General features: G+C 45.2%; 21 protein-coding genes. 5 read left to right on the forward strand and 16 right to left on the reverse strand.

Annotated features, from left to right (window positions below; all coding sequences use genetic code 11):
* Positions 1-38: 38 nt before the first annotated feature.
* From H8K55_RS10220 to H8K55_RS10275, 12 genes are all read right to left on the reverse strand, one after another.
* A complete protein-coding gene (locus H8K55_RS10220) occupies positions 39-1,019 on the reverse strand; it encodes a hypothetical protein (RefSeq protein ID WP_186941991.1) in 981 nt (326 codons plus the stop codon).
* A 91-nt stretch (positions 1,020-1,110) separates the two neighbouring features.
* On the reverse strand, positions 1,111-2,898 hold the full coding sequence (locus tag H8K55_RS10225; protein WP_186941992.1) for a hypothetical protein: 1,788 nt from the start codon (positions 2,896-2,898) through the stop codon (positions 1,111-1,113).
* Positions 2,899-3,113: 215 nt separating this feature from the next.
* The gene (locus H8K55_RS10230; RefSeq protein WP_222612437.1) at positions 3,114-4,193 is read right to left on the reverse strand and encodes a potassium channel family protein; all 1,080 of its coding nucleotides are present in this window, start codon (positions 4,191-4,193) and stop codon (positions 3,114-3,116) included.
* Positions 4,194-4,607: 414 nt separating this feature from the next.
* Complete coding sequence (locus H8K55_RS10235; RefSeq protein ID WP_186941993.1) at positions 4,608-5,156, reverse strand: STM3941 family protein; 549 nt, start codon at positions 5,154-5,156, stop codon at positions 4,608-4,610.
* Positions 5,157-5,236: 80 nt separating this feature from the next.
* On the reverse strand, positions 5,237-5,755 hold the full coding sequence (locus H8K55_RS10240) for a hypothetical protein (protein WP_186941994.1): 519 nt from the start codon (positions 5,753-5,755) through the stop codon (positions 5,237-5,239).
* A gap of 80 nt (positions 5,756-5,835) precedes the next feature.
* Positions 5,836-6,351, reverse strand: coding sequence for a hypothetical protein (locus tag H8K55_RS10245; RefSeq protein WP_186941995.1), 516 nt, complete (start codon positions 6,349-6,351; stop codon positions 5,836-5,838).
* Positions 6,341-6,580 (reverse strand): hypothetical protein, encoded by a 240-nt coding sequence (locus H8K55_RS10250; protein WP_186941996.1) that lies wholly within the window; start codon positions 6,578-6,580, stop codon positions 6,341-6,343. Before H8K55_RS10250 ends, H8K55_RS10245 begins: the two co-directional genes overlap by 11 nt.
* A 33-nt stretch (positions 6,581-6,613) precedes the next feature.
* The gene (locus H8K55_RS10255; protein WP_222612438.1) at positions 6,614-7,039 is read right to left on the reverse strand and encodes a hypothetical protein; all 426 of its coding nucleotides are present in this window, start codon (positions 7,037-7,039) and stop codon (positions 6,614-6,616) included.
* A gap of 81 nt (positions 7,040-7,120) precedes the next feature.
* Positions 7,121-7,660: a hypothetical protein gene (locus tag H8K55_RS10260; RefSeq protein ID WP_186941998.1), complete on the reverse strand. Its 540-nt coding sequence runs from the start codon at positions 7,658-7,660 to the stop codon at positions 7,121-7,123.
* 350 nt (positions 7,661-8,010) lie between these two features.
* Complete coding sequence (locus H8K55_RS10265; RefSeq protein ID WP_186941999.1) at positions 8,011-8,478, reverse strand: VOC family protein; 468 nt, start codon at positions 8,476-8,478, stop codon at positions 8,011-8,013.
* A gap of 98 nt (positions 8,479-8,576) precedes the next feature.
* A complete protein-coding gene (locus H8K55_RS10270) occupies positions 8,577-8,870 on the reverse strand; it encodes a type II toxin-antitoxin system RelE/ParE family toxin (RefSeq protein ID WP_186942000.1) in 294 nt (97 codons plus the stop codon).
* The gene (locus H8K55_RS10275) at positions 8,867-9,091 is read right to left on the reverse strand and encodes an addiction module protein (RefSeq protein ID WP_186942001.1); all 225 of its coding nucleotides are present in this window, start codon (positions 9,089-9,091) and stop codon (positions 8,867-8,869) included. Before H8K55_RS10275 ends, H8K55_RS10270 begins: the two co-directional genes overlap by 4 nt.
* 199 nt (positions 9,092-9,290) lie before the next feature.
* Between H8K55_RS10275 and H8K55_RS10280 the strand changes: the two genes are divergently transcribed.
* The 5 genes from H8K55_RS10280 to H8K55_RS10300 all read left to right on the forward strand — a co-directional run bounded on the left by H8K55_RS10280 (position 9,291) and on the right by H8K55_RS10300 (position 13,059).
* A complete protein-coding gene (locus H8K55_RS10280) occupies positions 9,291-9,671 on the forward strand; it encodes an ArsR/SmtB family transcription factor (protein ID WP_186942002.1) in 381 nt (126 codons plus the stop codon).
* Positions 9,634-10,620: an SRPBCC family protein gene (locus H8K55_RS10285; RefSeq protein WP_186942003.1), complete on the forward strand. Its 987-nt coding sequence runs from the start codon at positions 9,634-9,636 to the stop codon at positions 10,618-10,620. Before H8K55_RS10280 ends, H8K55_RS10285 begins: the two co-directional genes overlap by 38 nt.
* A gap of 360 nt (positions 10,621-10,980) precedes the next feature.
* Positions 10,981-11,433: a DUF2147 domain-containing protein gene (locus H8K55_RS10290; protein WP_186942004.1), complete on the forward strand. Its 453-nt coding sequence runs from the start codon at positions 10,981-10,983 to the stop codon at positions 11,431-11,433.
* Positions 11,434-11,844: 411 nt separating this feature from the next.
* Entirely contained in the window at positions 11,845-12,723 is an 879-nt protein-coding gene (locus tag H8K55_RS10295) for a MurR/RpiR family transcriptional regulator (protein ID WP_186942005.1), read from the forward strand.
* A gap of 90 nt (positions 12,724-12,813) precedes the next feature.
* Positions 12,814-13,059 carry a YdcH family protein gene (locus H8K55_RS10300; protein ID WP_186942006.1) on the forward strand — a complete coding sequence of 82 codons (246 nt, stop codon included), beginning with the start codon at positions 12,814-12,816 and terminating at the stop codon, positions 13,057-13,059.
* 132 nt (positions 13,060-13,191) lie between these two features.
* Here H8K55_RS10300 and H8K55_RS10305 read toward each other — a convergent pair whose 3' ends face one another.
* The 4 genes from H8K55_RS10305 to H8K55_RS10320 all read right to left on the reverse strand — a co-directional run bounded on the left by H8K55_RS10305 (position 13,192) and on the right by H8K55_RS10320 (position 17,361).
* A complete protein-coding gene (locus H8K55_RS10305; protein ID WP_186942007.1) occupies positions 13,192-13,992 on the reverse strand; it encodes a DUF3025 domain-containing protein in 801 nt (266 codons plus the stop codon).
* A 7-nt stretch (positions 13,993-13,999) separates the two neighbouring features.
* Positions 14,000-15,052 carry a dihydroorotase gene (gene pyrC, locus H8K55_RS10310; RefSeq protein WP_186942008.1) on the reverse strand — a complete coding sequence of 351 codons (1,053 nt, stop codon included), beginning with the start codon at positions 15,050-15,052 and terminating at the stop codon, positions 14,000-14,002.
* A gap of 166 nt (positions 15,053-15,218) precedes the next feature.
* Complete coding sequence (locus H8K55_RS10315; RefSeq protein WP_186942009.1) at positions 15,219-16,259, reverse strand: DUF6174 domain-containing protein; 1,041 nt, start codon at positions 16,257-16,259, stop codon at positions 15,219-15,221.
* A 211-nt stretch (positions 16,260-16,470) separates the two neighbouring features.
* Positions 16,471-17,361 carry an amino acid ABC transporter substrate-binding protein gene (locus H8K55_RS10320; RefSeq protein WP_186942010.1) on the reverse strand — a complete coding sequence of 297 codons (891 nt, stop codon included), beginning with the start codon at positions 17,359-17,361 and terminating at the stop codon, positions 16,471-16,473.
* Positions 17,362-17,554 lie beyond the last annotated feature (193 nt).

Genomic DNA, 17,554 nt, shown 5'->3' on the forward strand with positions numbered 1-17,554 from the left:
CCGAGGAGGTTTCATCAAACACAACTCCCCTCGCTCGTCTACAAAATTTGAATTGATAATCCATCATTTCCGAATTCATTTAAGATGAAATCAGACGGTGATTTACTGACATCCAAAAGGTGTCCTTGCTTCACCAGATTAAAAAGTCGAATTTTCTCAGATGGATCCCCGAAAGGTAAATCTAACCCCAGCACGCCTAAAATTGACGCAATCGAAGTATCGCTTTCAGTTGAAAAGTGATTTGCATTCTGGACTTGTGGGCTGGATGAAATAATTCCACATACGCCTAATGAAGAACCACCTATTCCCGGCTTATACACAAACCCTCCACTCATCCCCCCAACTGTTGGGCAACTTACCCGAAAACATTGCCCGTAGTGCCCCATTGCCGATTCTTCAATTGAAAGCACTTTGGCTTCCCGCACAAAAGGTCTATTATGCAAAGTAAACGGTTGACCCGAATTAGAGAAAGCTCCTTCAAGTTTAAAATCTGTCAGTCCAACAAGATGTACGGTATCGCCAACGCTTGGTAAACTAACATCCAGTAACAATCCTCGGGCCTCTTTTTCCACCGCAGTTTTCGAATGATCCTGCGGCTCCAAAATGCATACTGCAAGATCTAAGTTTTTGGCATAGCTGATATGTCTTATGCGCATCATGTCAGCATGTGATTCTCCCATCCAAATTGCGCGAAGTTTTGTTTCCTCTATTGAAGTTATGTCATTGAAGAATACTGATGGCGCTGAAGGTGCGCGACGCTCTCTATGTGCAGAATACTTTGCTATGTCTTGAAATTTGTATGCATCTTCAACAACATGTTTCGCAGTAATCGCCAAATACATGGGACCAACATCGGACAAATGAAAAGCCCCGCCTAAAATAAACCCAGTCCCTAAATTACTACTGATCCGAGCAATCGGATCAAACGCAACAAAACCAATTAAATTTGACCTTATATCAAGCCAAAATCGGTCATCATTTCGAACAAATTCTATCCATGAAAATTCTTTATTTTGCATATGATTCTCGATACCACATTCAAACTTTGTAGGGCGGGAGCTGTCGGTGGTTGCACCCCGTGCCGCCTGACCATTGTATATAAGCACTTGCTCATTGCTCTTTTTTCATAGCCAAGTGTGGGGACACAAGTTCAACAATCAACTTTTTTATAATCGGATTACCTAATTTTGCGACGATAGGAATCGTGTTATCTCTGTTTAAATTCCAATGTAAACCATCATCAAAAATAACTCGAAGTAGATAGTGCGATTCAGGAACGACAGCTCCACGCTGACTGGCCCAATCAAGTTTGGGGCTAGTCTTCTTAACAACATCGAAAAAATCGTTTGCATCTCCATGAAGTGCAATTTGATTATAGGCAAGCTTCTCGATGGTTCTGCGCGTTATGGCGCAAATCGCTAGTGGATCATATGCTTGGTTGTTTTTGTATTTATTAAATTCTTCTTCGGTAAATGCTTGAAACTTTCCAAACTTTCCCCAACTAAACCGAATTCCGTTTAACGCCTTCAAGTCTGCAGAGAAATCAAAATCATCCACATGGTAGTGGACAAGATATTTTGAGATGTTATGCTTGATTTGAGCTTCAACACTTGCGTCATTTCTGGCTGCAATTAACTTCTTCATTGCATCGCAAGAATCGAATGCCTCACTTTTATCTAGGTAAATGACGTTTTGTTTACTGAAGACATAATTTTTGAAAAACGCAGGATTCAAGTGCGTGAGTATAATCGGGTAAATTGATCGGCCTTGGCGAACGTAATCCTCAATCAGCTCTGTGATGTAGTATTGGGCAACAGTTAAGTTCGCATCATCCAAATAGTCAAAAACTTCGTCGATAATGAGAATGGCTTTTTCTTTGGTCAGTCGATGTTTTGCAACGTGAAACATAGCTACCAGCAAAAGAATATCTCGCTGACCATTGGATATGTGTGAAGGATCCGGCAGCTCGACAACTAACTCACCCTTAATTTCTTTTACAGCTGGAATTTTCCACGAAGTATTAAGATCAGCGACATGTGCCTTTAAAGACTTCTTAATTTCCTTGTAACGCAAGTATTCTAAGTAAGATTTTAGTTGTACTAGATGAGTTTTTGCAAGAAAGACCAGCTGCCAAAGTGACGAAAATGCAGTTTTTTCATCTTGTTCAGAAGTAGCGACGATAATGTCAACTGCTCGCCTGAAATCGTCATCAACAAGAATTTGTTGGATGTCGACAGTAACGTTATTAATGGCTTCTAGGTCACTCCCACCGTGACCGGAAATTTTTTTTCTTATCGTTTCAATCTTCACCCACCGTCGTTCTTTTATTAATGGCGTTACAATCTCCATAAATTCGGTCGAACGCATTATAAATTGTCTTAATGGAAAAAGTGATTTATCGAGGTTATGTAGCAAATTAGCGTGATTACCAAACGCCTGTTTAGTGGAAGAAATTTTGTAAGGATTATCAGCCTCACTCGGTTTACTGCAAATGACGATTGGATCTATAATTTGTTTTGCCGTGGCGCTAGAAAATCCGCCCATATTTCTCGCACTAGCCTTAATGCGCCGCATGTCACCAATAACATGAATATCAAAGGTTTTTCTAATCTCATTTGAATGCGCAACTTCTGTCACACAGAGCGTCTTTACCACTCCGTTATCGTCCAACTCCAAATTAATCTCAGCTTGTGCCAATGCATTATGTCCATGTCGCGCTTCGTCAGGCAATTTAAGCGATGTTTGATGTGCAATGCACTTAAATGCCACCGCAATAGAAGTTTTTCCAAAGCCGTTGGCGGCAATCAAAATGGTGGGGCGATTTTTTAAAATCTTCTTCGAAATTTTGAGTGAATCAATACCGCGAACATTATGAATTTCGATGCTGTTAATTGTCATTCGTGATTCCTTACTTTTTTCTTGACGTAGTAGAGGCGACGCAATCCGCGTCGCCTAATCAGCCATGTAGGGCGGGTGCAACCCGCGCCGCGTAAGCTATTTGCGTAGTTGATCGACCAATGAACTGCGCGGATTGCACTCGTCCTACATGACCGACGAAGAAGTCACCCATGTATGTGTACCAATCGTCCTCATCAACCCAATTCAAATTAGCCTCAAATCATATCCAACAAATGCCGTTCAATCTCAGCGCGACCTTCAGCGCTAGTCATCGCCACAATCACATCGCCAGCGCGCAGTAAGTATTCATCATCGGGATTAAAGGTCCAATCACTGTCAGCGCGAACTGCGATCAAAATATAGTCTGGGCTACGAAGCCGCAGCTTGCCCATCGCTGTGGCTGGAAAATTAGGCGGTGTCGCGACTTCTTCAACCCGTAGATTTTTTTCTGATTTCAACATCTCATCCAAAAAGCTCACCACATGCGGTCGCACCATCGCCGACGCCATGCGCATGCCGCCGGTAAAGTCTGGGCAAATCACTTCATCGGCACCGGCTTTACGCATCTTTTCCACATTACGTAGTTCATGTGAACGCGCCACAATGCGCAATTGGGGATTCAACTGCTTGGCGGTAATGATGATCATCAGGTTACGGGAATCATCACCCGTCACGGCAAACAAGCCACGCGCATCTAGAATGTCTGCGTCGAGCAAAAGATCGTCATCAGAAGCGTCGCCATGCAAGTAAAGCAGATTGGGAAACTTGTCTAAATATTCGTCGAAGTTAGTTTGTTCAGGATCAATCGCCACGAACCGACGCCCTGTCTTTTGCAACTCGTCTGCCACATTACGGCCGACCCGCCCAAAGCCGCAAACGACAAAATGTTGTCGCAATTTTCTAATACGTTTTTCCATTCGTCGTCTCCGCAGGGAATAATCCAGGTCTTTCTCAAGAAAAAATACCGTCAAGCTAGTGAATAAAAAGGTCAGCACACCTAGGCCTGCAATACTCATCACGCCGGCAAACACCTTGGCGCCAAACGATGTAAGCGGCACGCCTTCACCATAGCCAACTGTGGAGATCGTGATCAGCGTCATATAGATCGCATTCTCCCAGCTGGCCTGATCGCCAATAAGATAGAAGCCAAGGATGCCGATAACAATCAAAGCCAGAAGAATTAAAGTCGCCCAGCCTATGCGCGCCAGAATGCGCATGAGCTGCGCATTTTCGCTCGCCGCGCGTGGCTGCATAGTCGACATCGAAGCCGGATTATTTTTTTCTGGAATCTGCATAAATTGAACTGATTTTTTCTTTAGGCGTCATTGTATCCTTGTGCAATTTTGCGTCGGCGACATTTGTGCAAGTAAGCGCACATTGTCGTTTTTTCGTGAATCGATTCTTACAGTTTTTGGCCTCAGTTTGACTTTAATCAATTGCAACCACTCAATAAACGCAAATGATAGCGTTCTTGAATTGCAGAGTCATAGGCGCATCTTCTTGCTGGCTGACTCGTGATCGTGTGTGTGGATGGAAAACGGAAAATGTCTAGCGGGATCAGCGCAACTGCCGCCACCTACAAAATGCGCATAGCATGACGAACGATGTACCGCGCGGATTGTGCCCTATATGTGGTCGCACCCTCTCTACATGGCCGCCGAAAAGAATACTAATAAAATCTTGATTCGCGACTTCTAGTCGAACGTCATTTATGCATTTTTTCCATATTTTTTAAAATACGCATTGCAGACATTGTGTAGTTCGTCGAAGTCGATTTTTAATGAGTTCGATGTTATGGCGATGGGGCTACCGCATAATTTGTAGTTCATTCTGTTGAGCGCGCGTTTTGCGAAGCCACCTCTCTCAATATACCGCTCGGGCTTAGCTATTTTGACGATCAGCGTCTTTTGCTTTTGCACTTCAAATATGTCGAACCCTAGGATTTCTGACCACGGAACCAGCCCCGCCGATACACCGCTTGAATTATCGAATATTCCAGCTGCACTCAAAATAAGCCCAGGTTTTTTGTCGAAAATCTTTTTGACTCCGAACAATCCACAAAGACCAAAGAACGCGATCGATACCACTCCAATTCCGTGAACAAGTATGGGGTTATTGAAACGGCGTTGAGCTGCGATTTCAGCAGAATCTAACTGAAGCATCCAAAGACCACCAACGACAAATCCGCATGCAATTGTGATCAGAAACAGTATTTTGGTTTTACTAAGCTCTATTACTTTTTCATCGGTGTTATTCATGGAAATCCTAGTTCTCATCATTTCTAAGATAAGCGGCCTGCACGACCACAATGTATGTTACGCGGATGCCGGCTCCCAATCTACTTGCATTCGGTTAAACGCTTTTCGACTTCCGCACCAAGCTGCCCCGATGTTTTCATTTGCGTTAGTTGATCAAATTCGCGAATAGTTAGCGTGGGTTTAGATCTCTGCATGGAGGCGTACGTCCTCAGTACGCCCTCAATCCCCGCAACGTTGATGGCGTGCTGATCCGTCGCCTTGTCAGGATGCTCTAAAATGAACTTGGCTTCCGAGAACATCAACTGCACAAGCAGTGTGCCACCATCATCGCCTTTGATCTTGCTGATATCTCCAAGCACATTCGTACAAACATTTACCGATACGTCAGGAGCTTCAGTGAGCCAGCTCAATACTTCACTACGAACGCTCTTGCCATCCTTCAAGAATGGATCGGTCTCAAGCTGATTGATGAGTCGGATCATTCTTGTTTTTGTTTCTGCAGGGGTGGCTTCAGCTGCTATTGCGCTGGATATCATCAACGACGTCAAAAGTGCCGCAAACAAGGCCTTGCTAATGGATGGTGGCGAAATGGCTTTCATGTTTATTTCCTATGGAGATGACGCAATCTGAAATGCTCAGTGAGATGACGATGGCGTTCAATGCCGCATCAACGTGACGATCAACCGGCACGCTTTAGCGCACCCTTGTTGAATAAAAAGTTGGGCACAAGCCAGGCAACAATAGGTAGCAAGGCCTTAACCAGCGAGTGTAAGAGAATATATAAAGTTGAATATCCGGGCAGGACGGATTCAAACCCACGATTCATCCCCAAAAAAACAACCGCCGACATAGCGAAGGTACCAAGGACAATGGCAGCGAGGGCACTGCGGTCAACGTTAAACTTGGTGAAAAAGATCAGATAAATGAAAGCGAACAGAGAAAAATCGACGAACTTCGGCGACCACGCCTGGGTGAAATCTGCGCAATATTTCGACGAATACAGTGCGTCAGAGAATTGGCATAGCCCGATTTCCGTCACCCCAACCAGAAACGAAGTCCCGATCGGAAACAGGAAGAAGGGAATTAGATATTTCAAGAATCTCATTTTGTGGCCCAACGTGCTTGAATTAACCGGCGCGCTTTCGCGTCCGGGTTGAATGAGCGGTTGGGCAATACAACCTAGTCTAGTTTTCATCGCGCAGCCGATCACGTGCACTTAGTAGCGCCTGCGGATAGTTGGCTTCAAGCGGTAGCACTGAAGCCTTTTCAAAAATACAGCATAGGTTCCAAAGGACCCGTTCTTCCGCTTGATCTTCGATCGTTAACTTGTCGGTGTCGCTAAACCTGCGAAGGAACTCAAACAACACCACAGCCTCGTCGGACGTGAGAGTTACTGTGACATCGTCGTTAAGTGTATTGGTCATATCAGGAAGCCCAACTTTAATTTAAGCGGTACATCAATACTTGGCATTTTGGCCCGGATGCGGATCTTCTAGTACGGAATATGGGTTCTCAGCATATAAGCCGAAGAACTCTTCAAGGCTGTTTGCAACGCGTATGCATTTGTCGTCGTTGAAATAGTCCGCGAATACCGAGCTTGTATCGTTATCATTTGGAACCAGCCTGTAGCTCCAGCATTCTATGAGGTAGTCGGAAAAGAGAACGCCCGTTGCAATACTTTTGGTGTTGTCGACCTGTATGTCTGCCAGTGACCAGAGGCGCCAACACTCCTTATCCATCTCTTGCATCCCCCCCAAGATTGCGTACATAGACACGACATCAGATGTCGCAACCGCGCCGATTTTTGAGAAGGTTGAGCGAGTAACCTGTTCAGTCTCTGGAGGCAGGAGAACAACCCCTTCGCTTTTCCAGCGTTCAATCATCTTGTACAAGTTGCGCATTTTGTATGGCCAAACGCCGAAATGACTGACGCATCCTGTCCGAGTCGATTGTTAGGTTATGCATCATGATTCGATCCCAAGGTCGATAGTACATTTTCCATTACTACATGAAATTGTAGCTGAACTAATATCGAGATCGTCTATGTCATGCCCCCAGATACCGTATTTCCCATCTGTGGCATTCCTGTTTATAAGGCCTTTGCGTTTATCAATTGGCACAGTTTTGATAGTACTACTTGCTTCTTCGTCTCTATACATTTGTCTATAAATTTGTCCGATTCTTCTTAGTAGATCACCTCTCGTAAAGCCGTCCTTAGAAGTAATTTTGAAGTTAACAGGTTTGCGAACCGGATAGTCAATAATTACCGTGGCTTCACTTTCGCTGATAACTTTACGAGTTGAATCGATTAACCTCTTCGAATCTACCTCTGAATTCTTTATGCTTGCCCACGGTACGATCTTATCTTTGAATTCTTTTTCCTGATCAGGGGTTGCTGTAACGGAGAAGGTAATTTCATATACTTTATTTTTCGACTCAGTAGCATTGCTACTAAGACTCAAAATAAATACTGTAAATAGGGCAAGCAGCTGCTTTATAGGCATGTGAAACCTTTATGTATAACTTTAATTTAAACGGACAAGATTGAAAATTAACAGGCAGACTTGTTTTATTAACTGCAAGGATCATAAAGGAAAATCAAAGTAAATCAAATACACAAAATCAGGCTTCGTGAGATATTCACGCTAGCCCAAAAAAGAAAACAGCCAAGTGTTTTTTTCGAATATCTCCAATGGTTGCGAAATCAAGATAGTGAGACTTCATCCTAGTACTGTGGGCGTAACCTGCACCTAACCAATGTACAAAGTTGATCAACTCATAAACCGCGCGGGTTGCACCCGCCCTACATGTCTGCAGAAACATCGAATGTATAAACCGCTTGGATCGCTGAATACTAAGCCCTAACCGCCGCCTCAATCTCAGCAATATCGATCTTCTTCTGCTTCATCATCGCCGTCATTGCCTTGCTCGATACTGTTTTGTCGGTATGCATAGTCAATTCAAGCAGACGCTTAGGATAGATCTGCCAAGACACACCGAAACGATCTTTCAGCCATCCGCAGACACTTTCTTCACCACCATTGCTGGTGAACGCAGCCCAGAGTCGGTCGGTCTCAGCTTGATCATCTGTCGCGACTGCAATCGACACTGCCTCACTCAATGTGAACATCGGCCCTGCATCAAGGATTTGGTACGGCACACCGCCGAGATTGAAGTCAATCACAGAGAAGACGCCATAACCGTTGTCGCCAACAAATGAGTTTTCGACTTTGCTGTTGGGGATTAAAGAACAGTAATACTCAGCAGCTTCTTGACCTCGCCCGTCACGAAACCAAAGGCAGGTGCGAATGGAATTGCTCATGGTGTTGCTCCTTTATAGAGTTGAGTGGATTGGATTGGGTGCAGATTAACTTCAATTCACACGGCGGTAGTTGAAAATAGCATGTTAGCGCGTAAGCGTTATTTCCGACTCGCCCAATAGCCAGGTCGACGACTCTGGTGCGCTACAGCCACAATAATTAACTGCTCATCCAATTCTTTGTAAATCAGAGAATAAGGGAAGCGTTTCAATGCGAACATGCGAGTATCGTGTCGCCATGGCGTGCCGAGCTTAGGGTGCTGGAGAAGAAGTGTAACCGTGTGTTCAAATTCTTCGAGAAACGCGCGCGAGAAACTATTACCGGCACGTTGTTTGTAGAATTCTGCAGCCTCTCGAAGATCGATTTCCGCATATGAGTGCAGAGTAAATTTCATTGAAATTCTGCTTTCAATCTTGCCAGGGTTTCAGCCCCAGACAATATCACCGCTTCACCACTTTCAATTTGAAGAAGGCGTCGCTCTACTTCTGCAGCCCAAGCCTCTTCCACATCTGGATCAACATCCAAGCTCGCGATCAGTCTTTCAACTAAGTGCGCACGCTCAGCAGGTGGCAATTGCAGCACTTCTGCTTCCAAAATTTCGACAGGTAATGACATGATTATTTCCAATGCAAAGGCGTAGTTAGGTTAGGTTGCCACAAGCTGATAAGGCCGTCAAACTTTGAAGGGAGAAATAATGGAACCCACATTGATCTTCTCTATGTCCCTGCAATGCACGTATGACAAAAACTTCTTGACGCCTTCAAAATCTCAATCTACTATTAAACCATTCGGTTAATTAACCAATCGGTACATTATGCAAGATCAACTGAGTTTAACTTTTTCGGCATTAGCCGATCCTACGCGCCGAGCACTCTTGGCGCAGCTTTCTCAAGGTGAGGCGAATGTCTCGGATTTGGCGCGGCCATTTCTGAATGACATGAGTCTGCCTGCTGTTACTAAACATCTCAAGGTGCTCGAGACCGCTGGTCTGATAACTAAAACACGCGATGCACAGTGTCGTCCTTGTAAGCTCAATGGTGAAAACCTCAAGCTGGCGGCGGACTGGGTGGATCAATATCGCCTGTTTTGGGAGCAAAGTTTTGATCGCCTTGATCTCTATCTACAAACCGTCACTGCTGAAAAGAAAGGTAAGAAGAATGTCCCAAAATCCAAAAGCACAAGCAAAAGCAAATGAAATCCGCCTCGTGCGTCTGTATGATGCCCCCGTCGATATGGTGTGGGATGCCTGGACCGATCCGGCGCAAGCAGCACAGTGGTGGGGGCCGCGTGGTTTCACGCTCACCACGCACAGCAAAGATTTGCGCGTGGGTGGCACTTGGCGTTACACCATGCATGGACCTGACGGCACTGATTATCCGAATATCGCGACTTATCACGAAATTGAACAACACCAAAAACTCGTGTATGACCACGGCGCGACGGAACTCACTCCACCGCTGTTTCGCGTGACGGTTTTATTTTCCACCGTAGGTAAAAAAACGCAGATGGAAATGACGATGGCCTTGGCGACGGCAGAAGCTGCTGCAGAAACTCGCAAGTTCATCAAGCAAGCGGGTGGCGATGCGACTTGGGATCGTTTTGCAGAATATCTCGCTGAGCAGATCGAGCACAAAGAGCGCTTCGTTATCAATCGCAGTTTTGATACTTCTATCGATTTCATGTACGACTTGTGGACCCAAGCCGAACAATTTTCAAAATGGTTGCCGCCGACGGGTTTTACGATGTCATTTATCCGTGCCGACATTCGCGCTGGTGGTAGTTCGTTCTACAAGATGACGAATGGCAGCAGCGAAAATAATGTGACCATGTATGGCCGCGCCGCGTATTTGGAAATGGACAAACCAAATCGCCTCGTCTATACGCAACAGTTCTGCGATGCAGACGAAAACATCTCACGTCACCCCATGTCACCGACGTGGCCAGAGACCATGTTGACGACAGTGCAGTTCACGGAAGAAACACCTGATCGCACCCGCGTTACCGTCACATGGGAACCACACGGCGCTGTGACGGCTGAGGAATTAGAGACATTCATGAAGGCACGCGGTGGTATGACAATGGGATGGACAGGCTCCTTCGACAAGTTGGAAAGCCATTTGGAAACACTGTTACCAACATCCTGATGAACTGGTGGCGAGACGACTTGTTGCGTCTCGCCAATTTGCGATCTATGTTGGTGTGGTCAACACGACATTCATGGATCGTAGTCGATGTGGTTTACTTCATCTTAGTAGTTCATCTGCGCCCCCTCTCATTTCCCCCTCCATTGAGAATCACACTCGCCCCACGCATTGGTACCACGCGAATTCAGCAAGGCAATCGACCATCAGTGACATGAGATTTGGCTTGGCTTGTATGTTGTATATAGATCTTTTAAAGTTCTTACTCTAGTAAATTGGTTTCCGCTGTTAAAAACGCCACGTACAATCTGAGAGCAGTTTTTATCACAACAAATAACTAGCCAACAACAATATGGAGACAATATGAATCAATCTGGTCTGCTTGAATTCAGTATCGCTGCGGTAACCCTATTACTTGCGCAAATCGCCAGCGCGCAAAATTCCCCAGCGGGCTTATGGAAAACAATCGATGACAAGACTGGCAAAGTCAAATCCTTGGTTCGCATTAGCGAGAGTGGCGGTGAGTTTCAAGGGAAAATCGAAAAACTATTTCGTGATGCTGACCAAGATCAAAACCCTAAATGCGACAAATGCGAAGGCACTAACAAAGACCAACCATTTATCGGATTGACTATCTTGTTTAACATCAAAAAAGATGGAGACGAATTTAGTGGCGGCAAAATCCTCGATCCTGCAAATGGCAAACTCTACAGCAGCAAACTTAAGTTAGTTGAAAACAATAAGAAATTAGAAGTGCGCGGCTATATAGGTATGCCTATGTTTGGTCGCACCCAAATCTGGCTCAGAGAAGAATAATTTCGTCATTGAAAAAGTCATTGAGGAAGTCATTTAGGACGTCAGTGAAAAATCAAGGATGGCAGCTTAGGCTGCCATTTTTTTGCCTCGCGTTTTTATCGCACGAGTTGCAGCAAAGCAAAATGCTAAAAATTTTGCATAGCAAACGCAAGTATTGTCATAGCAGATTTCATCACAAAGATTGATGAGACTGACTTCCTGTGGTATTTTCCAGCCTATAAATTAATCAATACTGAAGTTAAGCTCGTATTCCGCAAGGCTTCCAGATGATTAATAAAACAATAAAATAGTCAGTACCAAGGTTCAATGCATCATAGTTCAATAACAGAACCAAAAAAATTTTCGCTGGCTTATCAGTATTTTTTATGCATTCGCAAGCCAGCAATCATCAGTACCACCAAGAAAAATATAATGAGTCCAAAAAAGAGTAAGACCCGGGGGGGGTCAATTAATGAGCGTATTGGTCAACACTACAGCGCATTATCGAAGTCGCACAAAATCACCGCAGATTACGTCGTCGCTAACTCTTTTAGAGCTGCCACGATGTCGATTGATGAGCTAGCCGATGCGGTCGGCATCTCCAACGCTACCGCCAATCGATTTGCACGTGCGCTAGGGTTTGATGGTTATCCGCAATTTCGTGCCGAACTGGTGTCTGGATTTGAAACCATGTTGGCACCGATAGAAGAGCTTCGCTCAGAAATCAGCCGCGCATCGAGTAGCTCCGAAGTCATCAGCAGATCACTCGCCGACGACATCAGCAATCTGGAAATCACACGTAGAGAATTTCGTCCTGATATCTGCGAACGCGCAGTAAATATGATTTTGGAAGCAGAACATATTTACATCGTAGGCTATGGTGCCAGCGCCTATCTGGGCGGCATTATGTGTCATGCGCTTACCAACTATTGCAATAGTGTGCAGACCAATATTGGCACCGGTGGATCGGCGCAAGTATCACGGACGCTGTATAAATTCACTGAACGTGATTTAGTCATTGCGATTTCATTTCCACGTTATTCCAGTGACGTGGTCACTTTGGTGACGCAGGCAAGCAAACGTAAAGTTCCTATCCTGGCGTTGACTGACAGACCGGCTTCACCGGTCGCGGCGATGGCCGATGTCACCTTGTATGCACAAACCAAACCGCAATTCAATTCAGAAGGCATCGTCCTATGCCTGATCGAAGCAATCTGTGCGGCGGTTGCGAATCAATCCGAAGCTTCCGTTGATATCGCGGCAGAAACGACGGAATTAATGCTGCCATGGTTGCATCACGGCAAAAAGTAGCGCGCGCTTGATTTAGATCAGTTCAGGCTTTGACGCAAGGCCTATCATTGCTGGGTAGCACTTCCCCCAGAAATGATAGGAGCTTTACTCATGCAAGTTGAACATCATCCGTTAGCACTCGAATTCCCAGAATTTAAAGAAACCATTCATACTTTGAAATTAGCGAATGCTCATTTCGCTAAATTATTTGATGAATACACAGACACTGACAAAGCGATCAACCGCGCAGAAAATGGCGTAGAACATTTGGCAGATGCAGCTTTAGAAACTTTGAAAAAGGTACGTATTAGTTTGAAAGATCAATTGTTCCAATTATTGCAAACTCACGCCGCGTAAATACACACGCAGTGATCTTGCAGGCTCAATTGTGTTTCGATTGGCAGGCAAAAAGTAGTACGATAATTTTAGGCGAACTTAGGTTCGCCTTTTTTATCTTCGAAGTTTTAAATAATTCAGGCAATTAGGTGCTTAGGTGCTTAAGCGCTTAGGTCGAAACACCGATGCATCCGCATAAAAATCTGCATCTTGTCCCTGCCACCAATCTGGCACACCCAACACGGGTAAAGGCGTGTAATCGCCAGTACTTAGACTATGTGTTTGCAGTTGAGCACTCACTTGCGTATCTAATTGCCGTGCTTGTTGTGCGTGATCTTGGGAAAAGAAATCCGCCTCTACCCACACTACCCAGGCATGTGCGGTAATTGCTTTATAGGGTTGCACCAGCTTCTCCATCAAGGCATGACCAAAACTCCACACCTGTGCCACTTCGGCAAATTGCGCGCGTTGATGCACAAAGACTTCTTGCCAATGATGCGCTCGCAAAGACTCTAAAATGCTTTGTCCACACTCAGAATTTTCTAACACCAAGAGCGCCGCATTTTCATCGAATATCGTCGCGGCATCGCGGGCTGGGCCACGCGATTTCCCTATGCCTAAACTGGCAATCTGCGCAGCTTGTAGTGCATTGAGTTGACGTTTAATAAGCGGAAAACTTAGCCACACAAGCGCATTAAAAAAATCATGCAGATTTTCCCGCGTCGGTACTTTTCCCGCTGCACTGATGTGACTTTCGTAGGCAACACCTTCAGGTAATTCTTCTTGCAAAATAAATTGCAAAGACAGGCTGCAATGATTTTGCAAACCCTGAGCGCGTGCTGCTTGATTCAATGCGGCACGCCAATCGTCCTGCGCCAGAATTTGATTGGCAGCAGGAAGTATCGATGCCAACCAAGGACGCGACCAATCGATGACCGAGTAAAACTTTGTCATCGCAAATTTACGCCGTCACTTTCCAATTAATGGTTTCCCCGCCATTCAAAGGCACGAGACTTCCATCGAGATAACTCAACTCATTCGGCAAAGTCCAGCTCTCGCGCTTCAAAGTCATGCTGCCAGTATTGCGTGGTAACTGATAAAAATCTGGGCCAAAGAAACTGGCAAAACCTTCCAACTTATCCAAGGCATCAACTTGGTCAAAAGCCTGTGCATACAATTCCATCGCATGCAAAGCGGTGTAGCAACCAGCGCAACCGCAGGCGTGTTCTTTCACACCTTTAGCATGTGGTGCAGAATCAGTCCCGAGGAAGAAACGCGGATTACCCGACGTCGCCGCTTTCACCAAAGCCTGGCGATGGGTTTCGCGCTTCAACACTGGCAAACAATAGTAGTGTGGGCGGATACCGCCTTTAAAAATTTCGTTACGGTTGTATAACAGATGATGCGCAGTAATCGTTGCGGCTATCGGGCCGCTCGCTTCGGCGACATAAGCTGCTGCTTCGCTGGTGGTGATGTGTTCAAACACAACTTTGAGTTCTGGCATATCGGCACGTAAAGGCTTCATCACCGTATCGATAAACACCGCTTCACGATCAAACAAATCAATCTCAGGACTCGTCACTTCACCATGCACCAAGAACGGCATGCCGACTTCTTGCATCACTTCTAAAGTTTTATAACACTTACGCAAATCCGTTACACCCGCGTCCGAATTGGTCGTTGCACCGGCAGGATACAATTTCACTGCGTGTACAAAACCACTGTCTTTGGCACGGCGAATTTCATCAGGTGGCGTATTGTCAGTCAAATACAAAGTCATCAAAGGCTCGAACGTCATGCCTTCAGGTAAAGCCGCCAAGATGCGTTGACGGTAGGCACCAGCCAATTCAGTGGTAGTCACTGGCGGCTTCAAATTTGGCATCACAATCGCCCGTGCAAATTGCGCTGCTGTGTGTGGCAAGACTGTTTTGAGTGCATCACCATCGCGTAGGTGAAGATGCCAGTCATCTGAACGGGTGATTTTTAATTCCTGAATTTGCGGTGGATTTGTCATAGTGGCTCTCAGAATCGAGTAATAGGCAACAAAATGGTAAAGCAGCTTTCTCGCTTACTTATCTTCATTCGCCAAGAAAACCGCTATTTTACCGTTTTAGTTCGCAAAGATCGATTTTATGACGGCGTCAGCATGCTACCCCGCCGCCACTAATCACGTGCAAGGTTCAATCAATACCAAAATCAAACACGTCAATTCCAATTTCGTCATCGGCTATATCTGCAACGTAGTTGACATTGATGTTTTTCAAATAACCATATTGTGTGTCAAACGAGAATCCTACAAATACTGCTTGTCTCACATAAGCTTGATCGGCAAAATCAAATAGGCTTTGAATAGTTCTTATGTTCTTGTCATTGATTCCTCGATCAACCGGAACATGTTTGAGCCTAGTATACGCCTCAGTAATACGACCATTGCGTACCACAACGGTGACGTCAACGAGCCCACAAAAACAGCGATAACCATAGCTATAATGATAATTTTGCAGATTTGCCGCTTCCCACTTTTGTTTTCCTGCTGTCAGCAACAAGGCATCAATATTGAGATTAAGCTTCTGAAGCGCTACTTCTTGTCGCATCAAGGTGCTAATTTGACTGAACTGCACCGTACCTAAGCCTCGTTTCATCGCGCCAAGTTTGTCTGCGTAAGTAACCGTCTTCGGTTCATCGTTGTAGGCCTCTAGGTCAGGCACTTGTTGACTTGGTGAGATGTGATGAAAGTCGCTTAACATGCTCAGTTTGAGGACATTGTGCAGCGCGCTCTTCACGTCTTCTTCTGCAGCAGTGATGCTGCTTAGTGTCACGCCCTTTGAAATAGCATCTGGGTTGAAATGTGCAAAAAAATCGGACAACTCAGATCGCAAAACACGGGTCGCTAATAGTTCTGTTAAATCGGTAATATTGACTGCTTCGCCTTGCATGCTCAGGGCATGTAGCTTTTGTTTGCCATTGTCTATGCTCAGCTCTAACATACAGGGCAATTCAAGCTGACGCACTGCGATGCTGAATTTCCCATCCGCTTGCGTTGTCGCACTTCCACTTCCACGTCGACATTTTGCTAAAACTGGTGCGCCAGCAACAGGCTGCGCATCAAAGGCGAGACCCGTCAGATACTGCGGATTGTCTTGTACAGCGGACTCCTGACCTCCGCAGGCAAGCAGCAATCCAGAAACGCCTATGCACAAGATTAAAGATAATGATTTCATCCACACCACTCCCTGAAAAAAGTGAGCGAATTTTAATGCAAAAAAGTAATTTAAGGCTGAAATGACTTATTTAATTTGTCTGAAATCTGTATCAGATGTGATGATCACGATTGATGCCGTAAAGGAATGTTCCTACTAAATCTCGAATAGTGAGGTGCAATGGGTGCAGTGAGTGCGATAGCGTTAATCGCACCATGTTATCGGAACTGAGCTAGTTAAAAACTTTATCCGAAGGAAATCGTAAGCTATCACGTAGCAGAAAATTCATCGGTAATCCGTAATTAAGGCCCGATGTCGGCAATGGCTGCATGAACCACTTTTCATAGAGTTTGCTGAGCTCACCTTCATTTATCATTCTGGCGATCTCTTTATCGACCAAGGCTTTCAAGGCCGAATCATCTTTTGCAAACACAATGCTTTGTGCTTCTATGCCTATGCCGTCACCAACGATTTTCCACTTTTCTGGTTGAGTAACGATGGCGCGTAAACCCGCCAGATTCACTTCCTCCATTACCACTGCATCTGCTTTTCCTGCTAATAATGTTTCAAACGCCGCACTTGAAGTGCTGGCTTCTATTAAGTTTACTGATGTATCGCTCAATCGAGTTTGTTGTCGCAATAAATTCGCAGTGCTACTGCCTCTCAATATGACTACGCGTTTTTGCGTTAAATCTGACCAATTTTTAATGCTTGATTCGACTTTTGTCAGTATGCGAGTTGCAGAGAAAAAATAAGGAATGGTGAAGGCAACTTGCTTGCGTCGCTCAGCGGTATTGGCGGTAGTACCGCACTCCATATCAGCTTTTTCCTCCTGGAGGGCGATGAATCGATTACTGGGATTTACCAATAAGTAACTGACAGCCAATTGTGGAAGCTTCAATTCGCGTTTGATACGCTCAACAACTTTGCTACAAATATCCATTGCATAGCCTATGGGCTTGCTGTCTTCAGATAAATAAGAAATTGGTATGCTGGCAGCACGATGTGCGATGACAATAGTTTTACGCTCTTTGATACGCGCTAAGGTGTCGGCGGCGTTGGCTTCTGCTGTAACTTCTGCGGTGAATAGCAGGATTAAGGCGTAACTTAACAACTTGAACACGGTGTTCTTTCTTGGGGGGAGATGTTTGCCGTGGTATTTTACACTTTGAAGGGTTTGTGTGTTGCGTGGGCTGGTTTGGATTTCTTTTGTTTTCGGTTATCAGAGCTCAACTTTACGACCTCTGGCCGGGAGTGGCTCGGCGGCCACTCACTTTTCTTTATCTAACATCACGAACCATTGAGCCAAGAGAAAT

The organism is Affinundibacterium flavidum, from assembly GCF_014284175.1.
Taxonomy (GTDB): domain Bacteria; phylum Pseudomonadota; class Gammaproteobacteria; order Burkholderiales; family Burkholderiaceae_D; genus Undibacterium; species Undibacterium flavidum.